At 59.7% G+C, this 18,174-nt stretch carries 19 protein-coding genes and 2 pseudogenes; 16 read left to right on the top strand and 5 right to left on the bottom strand.

Annotated elements, in window-relative coordinates; translation table 11 throughout:
* The first annotated feature begins 1 nt into the window (after position 1).
* The 3 genes from citX to IVB27_RS43720 are packed head-to-tail and all read left to right on the top strand — an operon-like array spanning position 2 to position 2,355.
* The gene (gene citX / locus IVB27_RS26495) at positions 2–553 is read left to right on the top strand and encodes a citrate lyase holo-[acyl-carrier protein] synthase (protein ID WP_247446041.1); all 552 of its coding nucleotides are present in this window, start codon (positions 2–4) and stop codon (positions 551–553) included.
* A complete protein-coding gene (citG, locus tag IVB27_RS26490) occupies positions 525–1,451 on the top strand; it encodes a triphosphoribosyl-dephospho-CoA synthase CitG (protein ID WP_247446040.1) in 927 nt (308 codons plus the stop codon). Before citX ends, citG begins: the two co-directional genes overlap by 29 nt.
* On the top strand, positions 1,429–2,355 hold the full coding sequence (locus IVB27_RS43720) for an N-acyl homoserine lactonase family protein (protein ID WP_524536508.1): 927 nt from the start codon (positions 1,429–1,431) through the stop codon (positions 2,353–2,355). The genes citG and IVB27_RS43720 overlap by 23 nt, the downstream gene beginning before the upstream one ends.
* Positions 2,356–3,115: 760 nt before the next feature.
* Here the strand turns inward: IVB27_RS43720 and IVB27_RS26480 are convergent.
* Positions 3,116–3,370: a DUF3551 domain-containing protein gene (locus IVB27_RS26480; RefSeq protein WP_247446038.1), complete on the bottom strand. Its 255-nt coding sequence runs from the start codon at positions 3,368–3,370 to the stop codon at positions 3,116–3,118.
* A gap of 888 nt (positions 3,371–4,258) precedes the next feature.
* Here IVB27_RS26480 and IVB27_RS26470 point away from each other — a divergent pair.
* From IVB27_RS26470 to IVB27_RS26455, 5 genes are all read left to right on the top strand, one after another.
* Positions 4,259–4,504 (top strand): hypothetical protein, encoded by a 246-nt coding sequence (locus IVB27_RS26470; RefSeq protein ID WP_247446037.1) that lies wholly within the window; start codon positions 4,259–4,261, stop codon positions 4,502–4,504.
* A gap of 213 nt (positions 4,505–4,717) precedes the next feature.
* Complete coding sequence (locus tag IVB27_RS43715) at positions 4,718–4,885, top strand: BA14K family protein (RefSeq protein ID WP_354049459.1); 168 nt, start codon at positions 4,718–4,720, stop codon at positions 4,883–4,885.
* Between the two features lie 385 nt (positions 4,886–5,270).
* Complete coding sequence (locus tag IVB27_RS26465) at positions 5,271–5,465, top strand: hypothetical protein (RefSeq protein WP_247446036.1); 195 nt, start codon at positions 5,271–5,273, stop codon at positions 5,463–5,465.
* A 673-nt stretch (positions 5,466–6,138) separates the two neighbouring features.
* A complete protein-coding gene (locus IVB27_RS26460) occupies positions 6,139–9,327 on the top strand; it encodes an efflux RND transporter permease subunit (protein ID WP_247446035.1) in 3,189 nt (1,062 codons plus the stop codon).
* Between the two features lie 5 nt (positions 9,328–9,332).
* The gene (locus IVB27_RS26455; RefSeq protein ID WP_524536509.1) at positions 9,333–10,604 is read left to right on the top strand and encodes an efflux RND transporter periplasmic adaptor subunit; all 1,272 of its coding nucleotides are present in this window, start codon (positions 9,333–9,335) and stop codon (positions 10,602–10,604) included.
* A 155-nt stretch (positions 10,605–10,759) separates the two neighbouring features.
* On the opposite strand, the gene IVB27_RS26450 is transcribed toward IVB27_RS26455, so the two are convergent.
* Both IVB27_RS26450 and IVB27_RS26445 read right to left on the bottom strand, forming a co-directional pair.
* On the bottom strand, positions 10,760–11,137 hold the full coding sequence (locus IVB27_RS26450) for a hypothetical protein (protein WP_247446033.1): 378 nt from the start codon (positions 11,135–11,137) through the stop codon (positions 10,760–10,762).
* 96 nt (positions 11,138–11,233) lie between these two features.
* Positions 11,234–11,422, bottom strand: a complete 189-nt coding sequence (locus tag IVB27_RS26445; RefSeq protein WP_247446032.1) for a hypothetical protein — start codon at positions 11,420–11,422, stop codon at positions 11,234–11,236.
* A gap of 295 nt (positions 11,423–11,717) precedes the next feature.
* Here IVB27_RS26445 and IVB27_RS26440 point away from each other — a divergent pair, with 295 nt between their 5' ends.
* The 3 genes from IVB27_RS26440 (at position 11,718) to IVB27_RS26430 (ending at position 12,918) form a co-directional block, all read left to right on the top strand.
* Positions 11,718–12,113 (top strand): efflux RND transporter periplasmic adaptor subunit, encoded by a 396-nt coding sequence (locus tag IVB27_RS26440; protein WP_247446031.1) that lies wholly within the window; start codon positions 11,718–11,720, stop codon positions 12,111–12,113.
* Positions 12,011–12,427 (top strand): efflux RND transporter periplasmic adaptor subunit, encoded by a 417-nt coding sequence (locus tag IVB27_RS26435; protein WP_247446097.1) that lies wholly within the window; start codon positions 12,011–12,013, stop codon positions 12,425–12,427. Before IVB27_RS26440 ends, IVB27_RS26435 begins: the two co-directional genes overlap by 103 nt.
* Before the next feature lie 317 nt (positions 12,428–12,744).
* Entirely contained in the window at positions 12,745–12,918 is a 174-nt protein-coding gene (locus IVB27_RS26430; RefSeq protein WP_247446030.1) for a hypothetical protein, read from the top strand.
* A 1,714-nt stretch (positions 12,919–14,632) separates the two neighbouring features.
* On the opposite strand, the gene IVB27_RS26425 is transcribed toward IVB27_RS26430, so the two are convergent.
* Positions 14,633–14,875: a hypothetical protein gene (locus tag IVB27_RS26425; protein WP_247446029.1), complete on the bottom strand. Its 243-nt coding sequence runs from the start codon at positions 14,873–14,875 to the stop codon at positions 14,633–14,635.
* Between the two features lie 395 nt (positions 14,876–15,270).
* On the opposite strand from IVB27_RS26425, the gene IVB27_RS26420 reads away from it, so the two are divergent.
* The 5 genes and pseudogenes from IVB27_RS26420 to IVB27_RS26405 all read left to right on the top strand — a co-directional run.
* A complete protein-coding gene (locus IVB27_RS26420; protein ID WP_247446028.1) occupies positions 15,271–15,462 on the top strand; it encodes a hypothetical protein in 192 nt (63 codons plus the stop codon).
* Between the two features lie 115 nt (positions 15,463–15,577).
* Entirely contained in the window at positions 15,578–15,919 is a 342-nt protein-coding gene (locus IVB27_RS26415; protein ID WP_247446027.1) for a CidA/LrgA family protein, read from the top strand.
* A gap of 149 nt (positions 15,920–16,068) precedes the next feature.
* Positions 16,069–16,245, top strand: coding sequence for a hypothetical protein (locus tag IVB27_RS43710; protein WP_524536507.1), 177 nt, complete (start codon positions 16,069–16,071; stop codon positions 16,243–16,245).
* 30 nt (positions 16,246–16,275) lie between these two features.
* Positions 16,276–16,443, top strand: a pseudogene (locus tag IVB27_RS43705) (bile acid:sodium symporter); the annotation flags it as partial.
* A gap of 43 nt (positions 16,444–16,486) precedes the next feature.
* Positions 16,487–16,864: pseudogene (locus tag IVB27_RS26405) on the top strand (NAD(P)/FAD-dependent oxidoreductase); the annotation flags it as partial.
* Positions 16,865–16,990: 126 nt separating this feature from the next.
* Here the strand turns inward: IVB27_RS26405 and IVB27_RS26400 are convergent.
* Positions 16,991–18,070: an efflux RND transporter permease subunit gene (locus IVB27_RS26400; protein WP_345946920.1), complete on the bottom strand. Its 1,080-nt coding sequence runs from the start codon at positions 18,068–18,070 to the stop codon at positions 16,991–16,993.
* Between the last annotated feature and the right edge of the window lie 104 nt (positions 18,071–18,174).

Here is an 18,174-nt window from a genome sequence, read left to right as displayed (position 1 = left end):
CATGTGTGCGCTGACCGAGACCGCCGTCGCGCGCGCCGTCAGCCTCGAACAGATGCTGGCGGCTCGAGAGCAGCGAGCCGCGCGTCAAGCCGCTGCCTTGGCGTGCTTTAGCAAACCGCTCGTATCCATGACTGTGGTGATGCCCGGCCCGGTGAAGGATGGCTGGTTGCCCCGACGGGTACTGAGCGAGGCGCTCAAGCAGTTGGAGGCCATCTCAGATAAGCGCGGGTGGCACGTATTGTCGCGCGAGGTCTTGTGGCGGGAGACCGGTCCCGAAGCGCTCTACGTCATTGATGCGGAAGCGCGGATCGTCAAGTCGGTCACCGTCGCTCTGGAAGACTGTCACCCGATCGGGCGTCTTTGGGATCTCGACGTTATCGCGCCTGGAAGTGGCCCGCTGTCCCGTCGGGAGCTGAGCTTTTCGCCGCGCAGCTGCCTGTTATGCGGGCAGCCTGCCCATGCCTGCGGCCGCTCGCGCTTGCATCCGCTCGAAGAACTACTGAGCACGATAGCCAGGATCGTTCATGACTATGATCTGCGCTCAGTCAATTAGTCCGCTGACATCATCGGCGGGGTACGAGCCTCTGGAGAGGACTGCCAGCGCGCTCGCCGCGTATGCGGATCGGGCATTGCTCACAGAGTTGATGCTCACGCCCAAACCCGGATTGGTCGATCGACGAAATTGCGGCGCTCACCATGACATGGACATGCACACGTTCCTGGCCAGCGCGCGCGCCATTGCACCTTGGTGGCCGCGTTTTGTGGAGATCGGTAATTCTTGTGCCTATATCGCCGCGAGTGCATCGCTCTCGCTGGTACGTCCGGTCGGCGTGCTCTGCGAACAAGCGATGCTGCGGGCGACCGACGGCGTTAACACGCACAAGGGCGGCATCTTTTCGCTTGGCTTGCTCTGTTTCGGGGCTGGTCGTCTTTTAGGGCGTGGGATCTCCATAACGCGCGAGCGTCTGTGCGATGAGGTTGCCAGTATCTGCGTCGGGCTAGTGGATCGCGAGCTGAAGGCCAGGGGAGAGGCGCGTACGGCGGGCGAACGCGTCTTCCGGCGCTATGGGGTCGTCGGCGCAAGGGGCGAGGCCGCTTCGGGATATGCGACGGTGCGCGAGGCCGCGCTACCGGTCTACGACCAATTGCGGTCGAGCGGTACCAACGAGGAGCTGATGCTCCTGCAAGTGCTATTGAATCTGCTCGCCGTCAATAATGACACCAATCTTCTGTCACGCGGCGGTGGCGCCGGCCGGGACTATGTCCGCGCCTACGCCAGAAGGCTCCTCGAGGAGGGTGGCGTTCTGGCGCCGGACGGATTGCGCAAGATGGCCGCGTTTGATGATGCGCTGATCGCGCGCCACTTAAGTCCGGGAGGGACAGCAGATTTGATAGGGATCACCTGGTTCTTGGCGCGGTTTCCCATCCATGAAGCGGTGGAAGCACAATGATACAGAACGAAACAGAAGCCACGTCAAATCACATCGGACAATTTTTTTGATGACACGGAGGGCGGAAGCAGCCATGCGAATTCATGCAATCCAAACCGGCTTCGTTAAAATAAAACGTGCGCAGGTCGAAGGACACGGACACGGGTTGGCACGACGGCTTGCCATTTTCACCGACCGGAACTGGACCGAGTGGTTGCCGACGTACGCTTGGGCGATCGAGCACAAGGAAGGTGTTATCGTAGTCGATACTGGCCAGGGAGCGCATTTGCTCGAAACCGGAGCGTCGTATCATCCCTTTGCCCGATGGGAAGTCGCTTTTCGAATCGATAGGGAAGAAGAAATCGGTCCGCAACTGCGTGCGCTGGGCATTGGACCACGTGATGTAAAACAGGTCGTTCTCACTCATTTGCACATGGACCATGATGGCGGCCTGGCACATTTCCAAAATAGTGAAATCCTTGTTGCCTCCGGCGAACTTCGCACGGCAAGTGGATGGGCGGGGCGAATACGCGGATACCTTCCTCATCGTTGGCCCTCCTGGTTTGATCCAACAGCGCTTGAACTCGCCGCGGAACCGTTTGGGCCCTTCGCTCGCAGCCGACGATTGACACATGCCGGGGACATTGTCGCGGTGACCACTCCAGGTCACACTGCGGATCATGCCTCCGTACTAGTACGCCAGGAGGACGGCACAACGCATTTTCTTGCTGGCGATACCTCCTACAATGAGCGCCTGATGCTCGCCGGCAGGGTGGACGGCGTCAGTGCGCACGAGGGCATTTCCTGCGCAACGTTGGACTCGATTAGAGTTTTCGCCCAAGTCCATCCGACGGTATATCTGCCGACGCACGATCCCCAATCCGCTGTTCGCCTCGCAAACAGACAGCTGGTAGGTCTATCGTAAGCATCAGGCCGCGCAGAGCGACTGAACTTGGGGAGAGACCGCGCCGGATGACACGCTGAGCATGATTAACTCGCGGTGGTTCGTTGTACTGCACGCAACGCCAGCGGATGAAGCCTAACAAATTTCAGCCAAAAACTCCGGCGCGAAATCGTTCGGGCCGGCATCATTTTGGCAGGTGACAGCAGTAACCTATGCCGGGGGGTGAAGGGATATTGCTTCGGCGCGCTTTCGGTCGTTGCCGAACACGCCAAGGAAAGCGCAAGGAAAGCGGCTGAATCGGTCGCGACGAGTTCGCCACTGTGCTTTCACCCGCGAGTTATCGCGCTTAAGCAGTTGACGTGGATTTCCCATGCCGAAGTACCGGAGGGACGACGGATCACTCAAGCACCGACTTTCGAATCTGCGCCGTCAAAGCCCGCTGCACCAGAGGATCAACCGCAGTAGGGCGGCCGGTGATATGGCGGATATTGGTAGTGGGGATTGTAACAGTCCAGGCCATAGTCAAACAGGCCACCATAGCCAGGCCAGATACCCCCGAAACGGTGCGTTGCGGAGTGACGGAAGCCTGAGCCGTAGGCCACGTGGTCACCGAAGCTGACGCGGCCCCCCCCCCGAAGCCGCCGATGTGGGCACCGCCACCACGCGCTTCTGCTCTAGCCGCAAGCATGCTTGCGGCGAGCATGGTGGTCACCAGCATTGTCATAATTCGTCTCATCGTGACGTTCCTTCTCTTGTGAAGCGGTGTCGGAAAATAGGACCGCTACCAATGCGGGATATAAGCCCGATCATTTTCGTCGTCGCGAGCGGTCTTGCCATAGCATTCCGCGGCAATTCCAGACGCGGTCTCCAGGCACTGTGCATAGCTCGTGAAGCTGCAATCCGTGCCGCCTTCGTCATAGGATATGCAGTAGTGTCCGGGCGGGACAATGGGCCCCGCCGTCGCGGCGGAGCCGGACAAGGCAAGTGCGGACAGCGCAGTTGCCGAGACGAGTACGAGTATTGGAATCGATTTCATATTGACCCTCCATCATCAGTTGCCTTCATTGAAGTGAGATCTGACGTGGATGAAATCGATTATAAAAACCTTCATGTTTGCTGGGAGTGGCGTCGCACCTGGGCCAATGCAGAAGTGATGTTCATGCAAGAAGTCGGGCCGGAGCATTGTTCTCCGGCCCAACATTTTCGCGGTCGCGGCTGCCGGCCTCGGGCCCACACAACATCAGTCTGCTTCGTTGTTGCGCCGGCGCTCTGCGATCAGGACAGATCAGAAACCTGTCTCGGGTTCACAAGGCGGGCCGTTGTCCCAGGGCTCGCCCGCAAATGAGCCGACGCGGGGAGCTAGTTGACAGACGCGTCCGTCAGCGTAATGCCCAGTGGCAGCAACGTCGACGTTATCCCGGTGCGAAGTGATATGATTCTCGCGAGCCATGGCCGGACTTGCCAGCATAGCGGCGGTGATTAATCCCGCCGATAAGAGCTTAAATTTGGTCATTTCAGTTTCTCCATTGGATACGAGAGACCAACGTTTTGGCCTCGCTATCGAAGTGGGAAGGGTTACGAGTCCTCACAGCCAAAACTTTCTCACGTCTTTTCAAAATAGCGCGAGTTCGCGCATCGCATGATGATAACGCGTGAGAAAGAGGATTGTCTGCCAATCCGTGGCCGATGCAAAACGACTCCGCTGATCGGCAACTCGTGCGCATTCCAAAACGCGGTCCATAGCTCCAAAATTCGAGCCAGTCATTCTGGCCGTCTCTCAATCGAGTGGCTGATCATCGTGCAAGAGGCTCACGGCGCGTTGAACGATTGTGAGCTAGTGTTGCGTTCAGAAATTCGTATCTGCCCACATGTCACTTGGAGAAGCCAAACGACTTTGGCTTGCTGCATCCAAAGGAGAAGTTCAATGACCACAATCAAGCTCTTTTCGGCTGGATTGATCGCTGCCGCCATGCTCGCAACGCCCGCCATGGCTCGCACGAGCCATGTAACCTCGCGGCACCTCGCAGAGGACGCCAATGCGAACGCCTCCCCGACCGCCCGCTATAATGACGGCCGTGTCGGCATTACAGCACCGCGCATCGGTGCATTTTCTACGGCGCCCCCGGACGGGGAAAATTGCGACGTCGGCGATAACCCGCGTGTATGCTGAAAAAGCTGCGCAGAGAATGGATCGGCCCGGCTAAATTAGGCGCATCTCTGGGGAACCATTTGCGCATTCGGCGAACAGTGATCTTCATGCTGCATGTGTTTTCACCTGCAATGCCGAGATAGTCGTTGTGTAGAAAAATCTGGGGGGAGCGCCCGCGAGAGCAGCAGTCGCTAGCGCGAATTTTCGCGCAGAAGAGGAAAATGGAGAATCGCTATGGGCTCGGAGCTACCTGGTGGCGCGGCCAGTGTTTATCCGGCAAACAGTGCTTATGCGGGAATGGGCCGCGCTAGTCCCACATTCCGCGCCCAGCGCTACCACTCTTACGACTCCGCACCGGACACCTTCCTCGGCTATTATGGTCGCCACCATCCATGTCGGTGAATGAGAGTCACAAGGTGAACCAGAACACAGGACGAGCGACTGACCCGTTTCGCTCGGGGTCAAAGGCTGACCATGGGAGAACGTCCGCTATAACATCGCACGTTTCAGCGTCGGCCACGGGTCAAGACATCGTAACTCCCGAATTTAAGTTTTGCACGGATTGCTGCGCGGCTGGCGACGCTTGGTTCGCCGCTGCCCGTACGACGATGGAGACCAAGTCAGAATTGCCATGACGCAGCGCGATCAAATATACCGCTGACGTGAACCGCTTTGCCCTTCGTGGATGGCCAACCCAGCGCAACATTGGCGATGCAGCGTGGCAATAAAGCGCGCGGCATGAGATGGCCTGCGGAAGTCACGGTCACGAGCCGCGAGGTACCTAAACATGATAGATCCATCAGACCTGACCCGACGCGCTTCCGAATTGACCGAACTTGCTGACCACGAAGACGACCCAGGAACGCGTCAGCGCTTGCTGAGGATGGCCAAGTACTATCTGGAGATCGCGGAAATCGAACAATGGGCGGCAACCCATCCAACGTCGATAGCGTCCATCGGCGAAATCTTCGTCAAGAAATAAGTACGTCTATCGGGACACAGGTAAGCGCAGCGCGCCTACCGAAGCCCCGCCCATCGAATTGCCAGTGCTGCGCTGGTGGGAGGAGTAAATGCTCCGGCGCTGGAGGGCGGTCGTGCCCGCGCGATTAATGGCCCAAACGTAGCGGGCGCCTACGTGCGCAAGCCGGCGAAGATCCGTTGCTTTCGGAGGCTGATATTTGCGTCCAGCCCGTCTGACATCCCATCGAACCGCGCTTGCAGCGGCGCCTGCTGCTGAGGAGTTGTTTGTTCCAATCCCGCGTGAGTGGATGAGAGGGTGTCTATCTCGTTTTGGCCGCCGACATGCGTACATTGATGACTGGGATCAATTCAGAAACATAAATTGGAGTTTAATTGGGATCGTTGCGCATGGCGGTCATGTTTCGGGTAACCGGAGCTTTCGCTGCTCTGATGAGAGCTTTGTTGGATCAGCCTTGCACGGAGATATTTCGAAAACGAGACAGGCACGGACATCGAAGAGTCTGCGCACGCAAGGGCCAGCTATCTCGGAGGTAAAACATGATCTTGTTCCTCACGCGCCTTTACCCGACAGACTGGCATGCCGACATGCTCGGTCCGGTTGTGCAGATACAATCAAAATAGCGGACGGAGCCGGTTGGCAAATGGAATAACCGGGCACGCAGCAAGGAAAGATAATGGGCATCGTTCGTTTCGCTCTCCGATTTCCGCACACCTTCTATGTGTTGGCAGCGCTGATTGTGTTTCTTGGCGTTGCCGCCGTCAGGTCAATGCCGACGGATATCTTTCCAGAAATCCGCATCCCCGTGGTGACGGTCATTTGGCAATACACCGGTCTCACCACGCCGGAAATGGAGCAGCGCGTCACCACTTACAGCCAATATTCCATCAGCTCTAGCGTCAACGGCATCAAGAACATGGAAGCGCAGACCCTCAATGGTCTGTCGATCCAAAAGATCTACTTTCAGCCGAATGTCAATGTTGACCTCGCTATCGCGCAGATCGTTTCCGCCACCAATTCGATTCGCGCTCTGATGCCCCCTGGCATCCAGCCGCCGATTGTCGTGCAGTTCAATGCGTCGAGCGTCCCGGTCCTGCAGCTCAGTCTCAGTTCGGACAGCCTGAACGAGCAACAGCTTTACGATTTCGGCATGTACCGCATTCGGCAACAATTGGCGCCGGTACCTGGCGTCACTCTGCCGACGCCGGCCGGCGGCAAATATCGTCAGATTATGGTGGATATCGACCCGGACAAGCTGCTGTCGCGGGGGCTGACCCCCCTCGACATCGTGAACGCAGTCAATACGCAGAACCTGACGCTGCCATCGGGAACGGCGAAGATCGGAGACACCCAGTATACGGTGCGAACGAATGCGACGCCGGCGACGATCAATGATCTCGACATGATCCCGGTCAAGTTCGCCAACGGCGCCACCATCCTCTTGAAGGACGTGGCACAGGTCCGTGACGGATCACTAGTACAACAGAACATCGTGCGCGAGGATGGCCGCCGCTCGGTTTTGCTTAGCGTGATCAAGAACGGCAATGCCTCGACGCTGGCGGTCGTCAACGGCGTGAAGAACGCTCTGCAGGCGATCCGCGCCGCCGCGCCGGCCGGACTTAAGGTCAGCCAGCTGTTCGACCAGTCGGTGTTCGTCACGAACTCTGTCAATGGCGTACTGCGCGAAGGCGCCATCGCGGCTGCTCTCACCGCGCTGATGATCCTGATTTTCTTAGGCTCCTGGCGGTCGACCCTGGTGGTAATGATTTCGATTCCGCTGGCGATCCTGTCGTCGCTCATCGTGCTGTACTTTCTGGGCGAAACGCTGAACACCATGACGCTGGGCGGTCTTGCGCTGGCGGTCGGCATATTGGTGGATGATTCGACCGTGACCATCGAGAACACCCACCGTCTATGGACCGAAGAGGGTATGCCGCTTGCCGACGCGACCCTGCACGGTGCTGCGGAAATCGCGGTCCCGACGCTGGTTTCGACGCTTGCTATCAGTTGCGTGTTCACATCGGTGGTGTTCCTCGACGGACCGGCCAAGTACTTGTTCACGCCGCTCGGACTTGCCGTCGTATTTGCGATGCTGGCTTCCTATGGATTGTCGCGGACCCTGACTCCGATCACGATCGGGTTGCTGCTCAGGAGCGAACGTCATCACACGGACGAAAGCACTCCCCCCGGGGGCATTTTCTCGCGGATTTCCGCCGCATTCGAGCGCGGCTTCGAGCGCCTGCGTGACGGATATTCGACATTCCTGGCGACTCTGCTTCGCCGGCGATTCATCGTGCCGATCGTCGCCGTGTTGATGCTCGGTCTCGGTGCGGTGATGTTGGTGTTCGTTGGCCGGGACTTTTTCCCGCTCATCGACGGTGGCCAGATCCAGCTTCACGTTCGCGCTCCCGCCGGCACCCGCATCGAAAGCACCGAGGCGATCTTCCAGGCGGTTGAGGACAAGATTCGCGAGATCGTTCCGGAAAACGATCGGTCCCTTATCGTCGACAATATCGGACTGCCGGCGCGAGCCTATAATCTGGCATTCGCCGACGGTTCGACGATCGGAACCAATGATGGTGTCATCCAGGTGGCGCTCAAGGAGGGCCACAAGCCGACCGCTGATTACGTCAAAAAATTGCGTGAGGTACTGCCGGCCGCATTCCCGGAGGACACATTCTATTTCCAGGCGGCCGATATGGTAACGCAGATTCTGAACTTCGGACTGCCGGCTCAGATCGACGTTCGGACGGTGGGCTACGACAAGAACAATCTTTCGGTTGCAAGGGAGCTCCGGCAGCGGCTTGCGGCCATACCCGGTATCGTCGACGCCCATCTGCAGCAAGAAGTCGACGCGCCGGCGTTCTTCGCCCACATCGACCGGACCCGCGCGGCGCAGCTTGGCCTCAATGCAAGCACGGTGGCCACCAATATCAATGTCAGCCTCAGTTCGTCGGAGCAGGTATCGCCCAACTTCTGGACCGATCCGACCTCGGGGATTCCGTATTATCTTGCCGTGCAAACACCGGAATACAAAGTCAACTCGCTGAATGCGCTAGGAAACACGCCGGTTTCCGCGTCTCTGGCGACGAGACTCGGCCAAACGGTTCCGGGCATGCTCACCAATGTCGCGACGTTCAAGCGGGACAAGGTCGCCACCAATTCTAACCAGACCAATATCCAGCCGGTGTTTGACATCTATGCCAGTGTGCAGGGCCGCGATCTCGGCAGCGTGGCGGCCGACATCAACAAGGTTACAAAGGAGCTGCAGAAGAAGCTGAAGCCAGGCAATGCAATTCAGGTGGTTGGCCAGATTCAGAGCATGAACGCCGCGTTCCGGAATCTGGGCATCGGCCTGCTGTTCGCCGCGGTCTTCGTCTATCTGCTGATGGTCGTGAACTATCAGACCTTCGGCGATCCATTCGTGGTGATCCTGGCCCTGCCGACGACGCTCTGCGGCATCGTCACGATGCTGTTCATCACCGGTACCACATTGAACGTACCCTCGCTGATGGGGGCGATCATGGCGGTCGGCGTTGCTTCGGCGAACTCGATTCTGCTCGTGACCTTCGCGCGCGAGCAGCAGTTGAAAGGTCACTCCGCCTTTGAGGCCGCGCTGAGCGCCGGTCACACCCGAATCCGCCCCGTGCTGATGACGGCGGCCGCGATGATCGTCGGTATGATCCCGATGGCGATCGGCGGCGCCGGCGAGGAACAGAACGCTGCGCTCGCGCGCGCCGTGATCGGCGGCCTGCTGTTCGCGACGCCGACAACATTGCTGATCGTGCCTTACCTGTTCGCCATGCTGCGCAAGGGTAACGATGGAAAGCCTCACCATGGCGTATTCGAGGAGATTCCGGAGTGACCGAGATTCGTGTGCAGCCGAAAAGTGAAAATGTCGAGGATCGCGTTGATCCGGAAACCTATCGGGTTGTCGAGCTGCCCGATGGGGGGCGCGAGGGGCGACGTCGTTACGGAGGAGTGCTGTTCGGCGGAAGCGCGCTGCTGCTATTGCTGGGCGCCCTTGGAATAGGGGGCTTGCGCCACTACCAGGCCGGCCTCGAGGTCGCGGCCACCACGCAACAGAGCAGGACTTTTGTCCCCGACGTTCGCGTCGCGGCGGTCCGCGCCAGCGACAGCAAGATTACGGTCAGTTTGCCGGCGACCACCACGGCATTCGAGGCGGCCAATATTTTTGCGCGCACCAGCGGCTATATTGAAAAGCGCTACGTCGACATCGGTGATAGGGTCAAGGCCGGCGCCCCGTTGGCGGACATTACCGCCCCCGAGCTTGACCACCAGATTGCGCAGGCCAAGGCGACGCTGGCCCAAGACCAGGCGACATTGCGGCAGACCCAGGCAAGTCGCGATCTCGCCCAGCTCACCAATGCGCGCGACAGCAATCTGGTCAAGCAGGGATGGCTCACGCTTCAGCAGGGCGACAACGATCGCCTGACCCTGCAGGCGCAGCAAGCAGCGATGGGAGTGGCTCAGTCGAATATTGCCGCCCAGGAAGCCCAGATTCGAATACTCGAGCAGGAGAAGGCCTACCAGCGCGTCGTGGCGCCGTTCGACGGCGTCATCACACAGCGCAACATAGACAACGGGAGCCTGGTGCAGTCCGGATCGACCTTCATGTTCACGCTAATGCACCCCAATGTGATCCGGACCCAGGTGTTCGTTCCCCAAGACGAGGCTTTCGGGCTTGGGCCCGGCGTCGAGGCAGTGGTCCGTGTCCCCGAGATTCCGGATCGCACCTTTCCCGGCAAGGTCACGCGAATCGCTACCGCGTTGCAACCCGGCAGCCGGACGCTACTGACCGAGATCGACATTCTCAATCCAGACGGCGCGCTCAGTCCCGGGATTTATTGCACCGTCGAATTATTTATTCCGCGCAGGACGCCTTCGATGATCGTACCGGCCGACGCGGTTGTATTCGATCAGAATGGCCTGCATGTCGCGGTGGTCGAGAACGGCACCGCCCGTCTGCAAAAGATCACGATCGCGCGTGACTTCGGCACGGAAGTCGAAGTGCACGACGGCGTCAAGCCGGGCGATCAGGTCATCCTCAATCCGATGGTGAACCTGGCGGAGGGCAGCAAGGTCGCGGTGCGCACAGTACGCAAAGCGCAAACAAGCTAAACCGCCGCGGAGGAAGGAATTGCGATGCGACGCTTGCTATTCACAACGTCCATCCTGCTAGCAGGCTGCAACGCCTGCCTGGCGCAGATCTCCACCATGGGCACCACAGCCATGGGCCTTCCATCGACACCGGCTACGATCGTGACGTCCCCGCTCTATGGCCCGAGCCCGTTTTCGGCGACGACCGAGCCGGGCGCTCCTGACACGACGCTGGCGCCGGTGCCTCTGGCTTCTGATCCTGCTACGCCGGGAACCGTCGTCATCTGCTTCACACCAATAGGGCAAATCGCGCCTGGAACTCCGTCGGTGCCAGTTACTTCCATGTTGGCAATTGGCAGCACAACCGGAACGACGCCATCAGTTTCCACGCCATCGACCATATCGGCAGTACCGCCTACCTCTGCCACGTCCACAACTGGTAACGCAACCGCAGAAATGCCCGCGAACCCGTTGGGGACCATTCCAACGTCAATCACCGGCAGCACGACCGGGACCATTTCGCCGGTGTCCCCGCTCGGCAGCTCATCGACCACCGTATGCAGCTCGACGCCGGGAGGTCCGCCGACCAATGGTGCGGCTTTGCCGCTCTCGACCCCCGAAGTGCCGAGCAGCCCCCCGCTTGGCACGATTCAATCCACGGTCGCGGAGCTTGCCGGCACCAGCATCGATCCGACGATGATCGTAGTGCCGACGCCGAATACGTCGGCTTGCGCCGAGAGCACGACGATGAATCTGGCAACGCCGGGAACGATGGCACCAGCCTCCGCGGCAACGCCGGGCGTATCGCCTGCATCGCCACCAGGTTGCTGACCTGGCAAAACGGGGCTTTCCCGAATTGGAACCCAGATTGGCTTTGCAACTGATAGCTCCAATTCAGGAAAGTTGGGGGTGGACCTTGAGGTCACGTCATGTTTGGTTACGGCGACTTGTCAATCGGATTTGCAGTCCGTTCTGGGTCTATCCGACATGTCCCACGATCCCGGCGTTTTCTGTCCCTTACAAAGCCCAGGCCACGTTGGCGCAGAGCCGGGGAAGCCTGCAGCAGACACAGGCGAGCCGCGAGCTCGCAGAGGTCACCAGTGCGCGCGACAGCGGCTGGTCAAGCAGGGATGGTTGACCGCCCAGCAGGGCGACAATGACCTCCTGACACTGCGCGCGCAGCAGGCGGCGGAGGCAGTGGCGAAGTCGAACATCGCGGTCCAGCAAGCTCAGATCAAGGTTCTGGAGCAGGACAAGGCCTATCAGCGCGTGGTCGCTCCATTCGACGGCGTGACAACCCAGCGCAACATCGATAACGGCAGCCTGGTGCAGGCCGGTTCGACATTCATGTTCACGCTGATGCATGCGGATGTCATCCGCACACAGGTGTTCGTGCCCCAGGACGAGGCGTTGGGTGTTCAGTCGGTATCGATGCAGTCGTCCGGGTCCCGGAGCTTCCCGGGCGAGCGTTTCCAGGAAAGGTCACGCGGATCGCCACCGCGTTGCAGCCCGGCAGTCGCACGCTGCTGACCGAGATCGACGTGCCCAATCCGGATGGTGCGCTTCAGCCGGGCATCTATTGCACTGTTGAGCTATTCATTCCACGCAAGTCGTCGTCAATGGTGATACCTGCGGACGCCGCCGTGTTCGATGAGAATGGCCTGCATGTCGCAGTCGTGGAGAACGGTGTGGTTCACATGCACAAGCTCTCGATTGCGCGTGATTTTGGCACGCAGGTCGAGGTGCACCAGGGTGTCAAGCCGGGCGATCAGGTGATCCTCAACCCGATGCTGAACGTGGTGGAAGGAAGCCGGGTCTCTGTTCGCGGGCCGCAGACGAGCTAATCGATGCGGTAGGCCCCGGGTGCTCCGAGCTCGAGGAGAGGCCGATCAGCGGCGCGGCTTGGTGAATAGCCGTCTCCAATTTGGGCTCGCGAGCACGCCGCTGCGGATCAGGTAGTATCCTAAGCGGGTCACAGCGGATTGACGGGCTGTGAGCAAGTCTTGCATTCGGATCTCCCGCATCAATCCGCACCTCATTCACAGAGTAAATGCTCTTTGTGTTTGAATGGAGAAGGTTGATGACAATGTTGAAGATCTTATCGGCTGCACTGATCGCCACCACGATGTTGACGACGGCTGCGAGTGCATATGAGAACCCCATGCATAAACGGCACGCCGTGGAGCACGCCCATCCTGGGAGCATCTCGCCCTTCGCCGATGAATTCGACCGCCATCCCTGGATGTCTGGACCCCCCGTCGGCGCCTATTCCACGACGCCCTCGGAGCAGCCGGGCGGCATCTGTGACCATGGCGACAATCCGCAGATATGCTGAGGAGCTTGTCGCCCGATGCGCGATCGACCCGGCATGCGTTCAGGGCCGCTAGCGAACCTGAAGGCCTGTCCGGGTCGGCGGGCGCGTCGATGATCAGCAGGAAGACGGCTGAGCGAGCTGTCCCAAAACGTTCGTTCGAGCGAGAACAGTCTCCTTAGCATCCCGTAGCCGGCGACGCGACCTGCATGGCGGCAGCACTGCCACTCGTGCTGGAATCCGCCGCTGCCGGATTGGCGAGGTCCATCGAAAATGCTTTCGCTACATGCAGCCGTGTTCGGAGTCGGCATCACGCTCGGCGCGGGGCTGATGCTGGTGTTGAGCGTGTCGGCGTCGACCGTCGGCGACTGAATGGTTCCGGGTGGAGGGCCCTGCGGGACATCGGGCGTGGAGGCCGGCAAGGCCGCAGCTTTGGCCAGCGTGTTTCCAGGTGCCGACGTGCACGAGCTTCCCGGTGGTGTCGAGCTGCCGAGCACCGGCGCCGGTGCGATCGTGCCTGTCGTGCTGCCGGTACCGTGCACACGATGGTCACGGGCGTGGCCGTCGGCAAGGTCGGCGACAGGCTTGAACTCGTCGGCGCGGCCGGCCCTGACATGCTGCGGATCGTGCCGAAGGCGCTCAACGCCGAAGTGGGACTGGCAGAAACACTGGTGGTTGTGGAGGTGATGCTCTCCACGGAAGGCGAAAGCGCCACCTCGGTCGGCGCGCAACTCACGCTCGTTCCTGGAAGTGTCGGGTCTTGCGCCAGCGGAGGTGAAGCCAGAGTGGTTGCTGGCGCACCTGGAACGGTTGTGGCCGAGAAAAGGCTCGTAAACGGCCCGGTCCGGCCAGTGGAGACGACACAACAGCGCCGGGTGCTATCGGTATCGCCATGGCCGTCGTGCCCATGGTCGAGACTTGCGCCGGACAGGCGCCACTGCTCAGCAGGAGCGCGGCCGCCGCACAGACGTGTATACGCATTCAACTCTCCGACGTTCGATCGTCGAGGTGAAACGTAAGCCGTGGGCCGGCAAGTCCAATTCACTTTCGAGAGTGGAGCTTGATTGCGCCAGGCGGCCTGGTGTCAATGGCGCACGTGATCCGCGGATGGATCCTGAGTTTAGAATTTTGTGGCATCGCAGGCTCTTGATACAGTGATTGTCAATTCGTTGTCACTATAGCGGCTGGAGCGCTCCCAAAGCCTAGATTCAGGCTACGCCGATCCAATCAAAATCTGTGATCGCCGGGAATGCCTCCTGGAGGAGCTGCTGTCTGAAGAGGTACAAGATGTGACGAACCACATTCACACTGATGTGCATGGCAATCTCCGGCTGTTGGTCGCCAGGCTACGCGGTACCGGTCGTACCCTCTGATCCTCCAATGAGCGCCGAAAGGATTGCTCAGTCCCCGTCCGAGCTCAGGAGGATTGTTCTGGCGAGGTGTGGCGCCAGTGCGGAGGCCGGCCACTACTTTGCAACATACGACGACCTCAAACGTCGTTCGGCTCGACTATTCACTCCTCCAGTGTCCGAAAGCGCCCGAACATTGTGAAAGCACCAGCTGTGTACAAACGTTCGTTCGCCTCGGCGGCAAATATGTGCCGTCTCAGTCCAGAGGGAAGCACTCTCGGTTGCTGCAATTGCGGCGGGATCTGACGTTGCAGTGAGCGATCAAACGGCAAACAGGGTGCACCGCAGGCCGCGGCAGCACCCCGTATGACGCTTTGCAGGGCCTGTGCTCAACGATGCCTTGCCCCGTTATGGACGTTGCTGCCCGCGAACACGGGAGCCGCGCCGCCGGCACGCTCGAGGCCCATCCTGCCCGCCGGCGTCAAGGCGCCGCCATTCAGGACGTCTCGGTTGGGATACATCGACGCGAAGGCCGCGGGCTCCTGGTCCGCGAAGGACCACGCTGCAAACGCAGACGGGATTGTCGCCGTCGAGATCAGCGCCGCAGCAACCAGTGTCTTGAATACAGTCATCATCATTCTCCGTTGTTTCACTCGTGCGGAGAATTCGCGCCTCGCGATCACTGCTGCTCTGTCGGTGGCGTTTCCCGAATGGAATTTTCTCGAACGAGACAGATGTAGGCATTTCCGCACGGGATCGTGCGTTGTTGCGGATCACTCTTGCGAGACGGCGAAACGCCTGGAGAGCTTGGATCTCTGCAAAGGCCGATTCTGTATTCGTTGTTACGATCGCTCTCGCGATCGTGCCCGGCCGGCGCGCGCCAGACACCTAGATTCTGGTTAAGACCACCTCAGCGCGTGGAGCATGAATCATGAGGCCGTTATCACTGTTTTGCTTTGCAATTTGCTTCGTCCTCTCTGCCACCGCGGCATTTGCCCGTGGCGGCATGGGATCCATGGGATCGCACATGTCGATGGGTGGCGCGCTCGGAACGAGTGCTGCCGCACCAGGAACGAATTCCCTGGGCACCGCGCTGCCATCATCCGGTACAGGCGGCCACGCGATGAAAGGTCCGCTGCTCGGCACGAACGCCGCTATCGACAAGGAGGATGCGCGGGTTGAAAAGTTGCTGGAAGGGTCGATCTGTCGCGGATGTTGAACTCGCGCACGTCGCCGGGCCAAATGATGATACCCTCTTTTCTTGCTTTGCTGGCGTGTGAACTCGCCGGCGATTTGCTTCGCCTAATCCTTGCACTCCCCGTACCCGGACCGGTATGTCAATTCTGGCCGCCGCGCTGGTCTTCAGAGGGGAAGGGTCGACTGCGAAACGGGCGATCACCGATGGCCTGGAGCGCACCGCTGAAACCTTGATCCGTCACATGGGGCTTCTGTTCGTGCCGGCTGGTGTAGGTATCATTGCGGAGATCGCAGTATTGCGGTCGCAATGGTTGCCGATTGTTGCGGGCCTCATCGGATCGACGTTGCTGAGCCTGGCTGTCACCGGATTGGTCGCGGCCAGCGGGTCTGGGCGCTTTGCTGCCTGGGAAGCATGTCTGCCGTCACGATCCCTAAATCGAGTTTTAGTGGTGAAAGGTCGGCCGCTTCCTACTTCTTGATCGTTCATACAATGTAGGAAACGACCATGACCTCTATGACATCCGCATCTGCATACGCGAACGAGCGCGATGAGTGGGTCAGTTGTTCTCACTGGGGCATGTTTCCAGTGCGTCGAAGAGCGCGCTGACTTGGCGAACGGACCACCAGCATGTCCCAACCCAAGTTTCTGCCTGAGAATTTCACCCTGGCGCTGGTCGCGACCGTTGTCGCGGCGAGTATCCTGCCTTGCCGCGGCGCGGCGGCGCTGGCGGTTGATCGTCTCACCGACTTTGCCATTGCCTGCTGTTTTTCCTGCATGGAGCAAAGCTGTCGCGCGAAGCTGTGATCGCGGCAGGCAAGTCACTGGCATGCACTGGTGCTGCTGACGACGTTCGTGCTGTTTCCGCTATTGGGCCTGGCGTTCAGGCCGATCCTGTCGCCGCTTGTGACTCCGACGCTCTACGCCGGCATCTTGTTTCTCTGTGCCCTGCCGTCCACGGTCCAATCCTCGATCGCCTTCACCGCCATCGCGAAGGGCAACGTTCCGGCGGCGATTTGCAGCGCGTCGGCTTCGAGCATCATCGGCATCTCCGTCACACCGCTCGAAGCTCACCGAGCATTTGGTCATCGTGAGCGACGGGACAGAGCTTCCGGCGGATCTGGTCGTCTACGCCACGGGTTACGGTTCCATGAACGGCTGGGCGGCCGACCTGATCTCGAATGAGGTCGCTAACAAAGTCGGCAAAGTCTGGGCTCGGCTCGAATACAACCAAGGACCCTGGGCCCTGGCATGCGAGCAACGAACTATGTGGAAGCCGACGCAGCAGGAGGCGCTCCGGTTCCATGGCGGAAATCTGCATCAATCACGCCATTATTCGCAGTTTCTCTCGCTCCCGCTCAAGGCGCGAATGGAAGGCATTCCGACGCCGGTGTACGGCCTTCAGAAGGTGCATCACCTCGGCTGATCGGCCCGATCTGATGCAAGAGACAGGGGCGGACCGTCATTGGTTCGCCTCTTTGTGCAGATCGGAGTTCATGAATGGCGAAGGCCTTTCACAACACTATGGGAGGCCATTTGAGGTGGAGCGTTGTCATTCCGTCGGCAATGGTTGTTTCAGCTTGAACGCCTTGGTCCTGATCGTAGCCATGAAGTTGGCGATCCGTTCCATGTAGAGATAGACCACCGGCGTTGTGTACAGCGTCAACAATTGTGAGACGCAGAGACCGCCGACGATCGCGATGCCGAGCGGACGCCGCAGTTCCGATCCGACACCGGTGCCGAGTGCCAGAGGCAGGGCACCGAGCAACGCACAGAGCGTTGTCATGGTGATGGGCCTGAACCGCAGGATGCAGGCTTGGATGATGGCTTGCCTCGGCGACATCCCACCTCGCTCCGCCGTGAGCGCGAAATCGATCATCATGATGGCATTCTTCTTGACGATTCCGATCAAGAGAATGATGCCGACGAGACCCATGACATCGAGTTGTCCCCCCATCAGAATGAGGGCTGCCAGAGCGCCGACGCCGGCCGAGGGGAGCGTCGAGAGGATCGTGATTGGATGCACCAGGCTCTCATAAAGTACGCCGAGCACGATGTAGACCGCCACCAAGGCGGCGAGAATCAGCACGGGCTGTGTGGCCAACGAGGCTTGAAACGCTTGGGCGGTCCCCTGGAATCCGGTCTGAATAGTAGCGGGCATGCCGATCCGGGTCTTCATCGCGTTCACGGCTGTTACCGCGTCTCCAAGCGCTACGTTGGGAGCGAGATTGAAGCTGAGCGTAACGGACGGGAACAGGCCCTGATGGTTGATCGCGAGCGGCGCAACGGACGTGCCCACCGTCGCGAACGTGCTGAGCGGGATCTGCTTGCCGGCATTGTTTCCGATGTAGATGTTATCGAGCGCGCCGGTATCGACCTTGAACCTGGGATCGACCTCCATCACGATTTTGTGCTGGTCGAGCTGGGTGAAGATGGTCGCGACTTGCCGCTGACCAAACGCATCGTACAGTGTATCGTCGATCGCCTGTGGGGTGACGCCGAGACGGGCGGCCGTGTCACGGTCGATCACGATGCTAGCGTGGGGGGCGGCCGACTGAAGATCGCTCGCGACATCGCGAATCTCAGGCAGCTTGCGCAGCTCAGCCGCCATGGTCTCGGCCCATTGATACAATTCGGGTAACTGCCCAGGTCCGTTTGCTCGGTTAGGCGACGCTGAGTTTGTGGATGAGTTGTGTGGGGCATCGGGACAATGTTTCGAGCATGTTCCATCCGCGC

Origin of the sequence: Bradyrhizobium sp. 197 (assembly GCF_023073375.1) — a bacterium.
GTDB lineage: Bacteria > Pseudomonadota > Alphaproteobacteria > Rhizobiales > Xanthobacteraceae > Bradyrhizobium.
This window is presented reverse-complemented; position numbering and strand designations above follow the sequence as displayed.

Excerpts from the sequence above, each read along its gene's own strand:
- citX (WP_247446041.1), top strand. The coding sequence starts at position 2 with ATGTGTGCGCTGACCGAGACCGCCGTCGCGCGCGCCGTCAGCCTCGAA.
- citG (WP_247446040.1), top strand. The coding sequence starts at position 525 with ATGACTATGATCTGCGCTCAGTCAATTAGTCCGCTGACATCATCGGCG.
- IVB27_RS43720 (WP_524536508.1), top strand. The coding sequence starts at position 1,429 with ATGAAGCGGTGGAAGCACAATGATACAGAACGAAACAGAAGCCACGTC.
- IVB27_RS26480 (WP_247446038.1), bottom strand. The coding sequence starts at position 3,370 with ATGAAATCGATTCCAATACTCGTACTCGTCTCGGCAACTGCGCTGTCC.
- IVB27_RS26470 (WP_247446037.1), top strand. The coding sequence starts at position 4,259 with ATGACCACAATCAAGCTCTTTTCGGCTGGATTGATCGCTGCCGCCATG.
- IVB27_RS43715 (WP_354049459.1), top strand. The coding sequence starts at position 4,718 with ATGGGCTCGGAGCTACCTGGTGGCGCGGCCAGTGTTTATCCGGCAAAC.
- IVB27_RS26465 (WP_247446036.1), top strand. The coding sequence starts at position 5,271 with ATGATAGATCCATCAGACCTGACCCGACGCGCTTCCGAATTGACCGAA.
- IVB27_RS26460 (WP_247446035.1), top strand. The coding sequence starts at position 6,139 with ATGGGCATCGTTCGTTTCGCTCTCCGATTTCCGCACACCTTCTATGTG.
- IVB27_RS26430 (WP_247446030.1), top strand. The coding sequence starts at position 12,745 with ATGCATAAACGGCACGCCGTGGAGCACGCCCATCCTGGGAGCATCTCG.
- IVB27_RS26425 (WP_247446029.1), bottom strand. The coding sequence starts at position 14,875 with ATGACTGTATTCAAGACACTGGTTGCTGCGGCGCTGATCTCGACGGCG.
- IVB27_RS26420 (WP_247446028.1), top strand. The coding sequence starts at position 15,271 with ATGTCGATGGGTGGCGCGCTCGGAACGAGTGCTGCCGCACCAGGAACG.
- IVB27_RS26415 (WP_247446027.1), top strand. The coding sequence starts at position 15,578 with ATGTCAATTCTGGCCGCCGCGCTGGTCTTCAGAGGGGAAGGGTCGACT.
- IVB27_RS43710 (WP_524536507.1), top strand. The coding sequence starts at position 16,069 with ATGTCCCAACCCAAGTTTCTGCCTGAGAATTTCACCCTGGCGCTGGTC.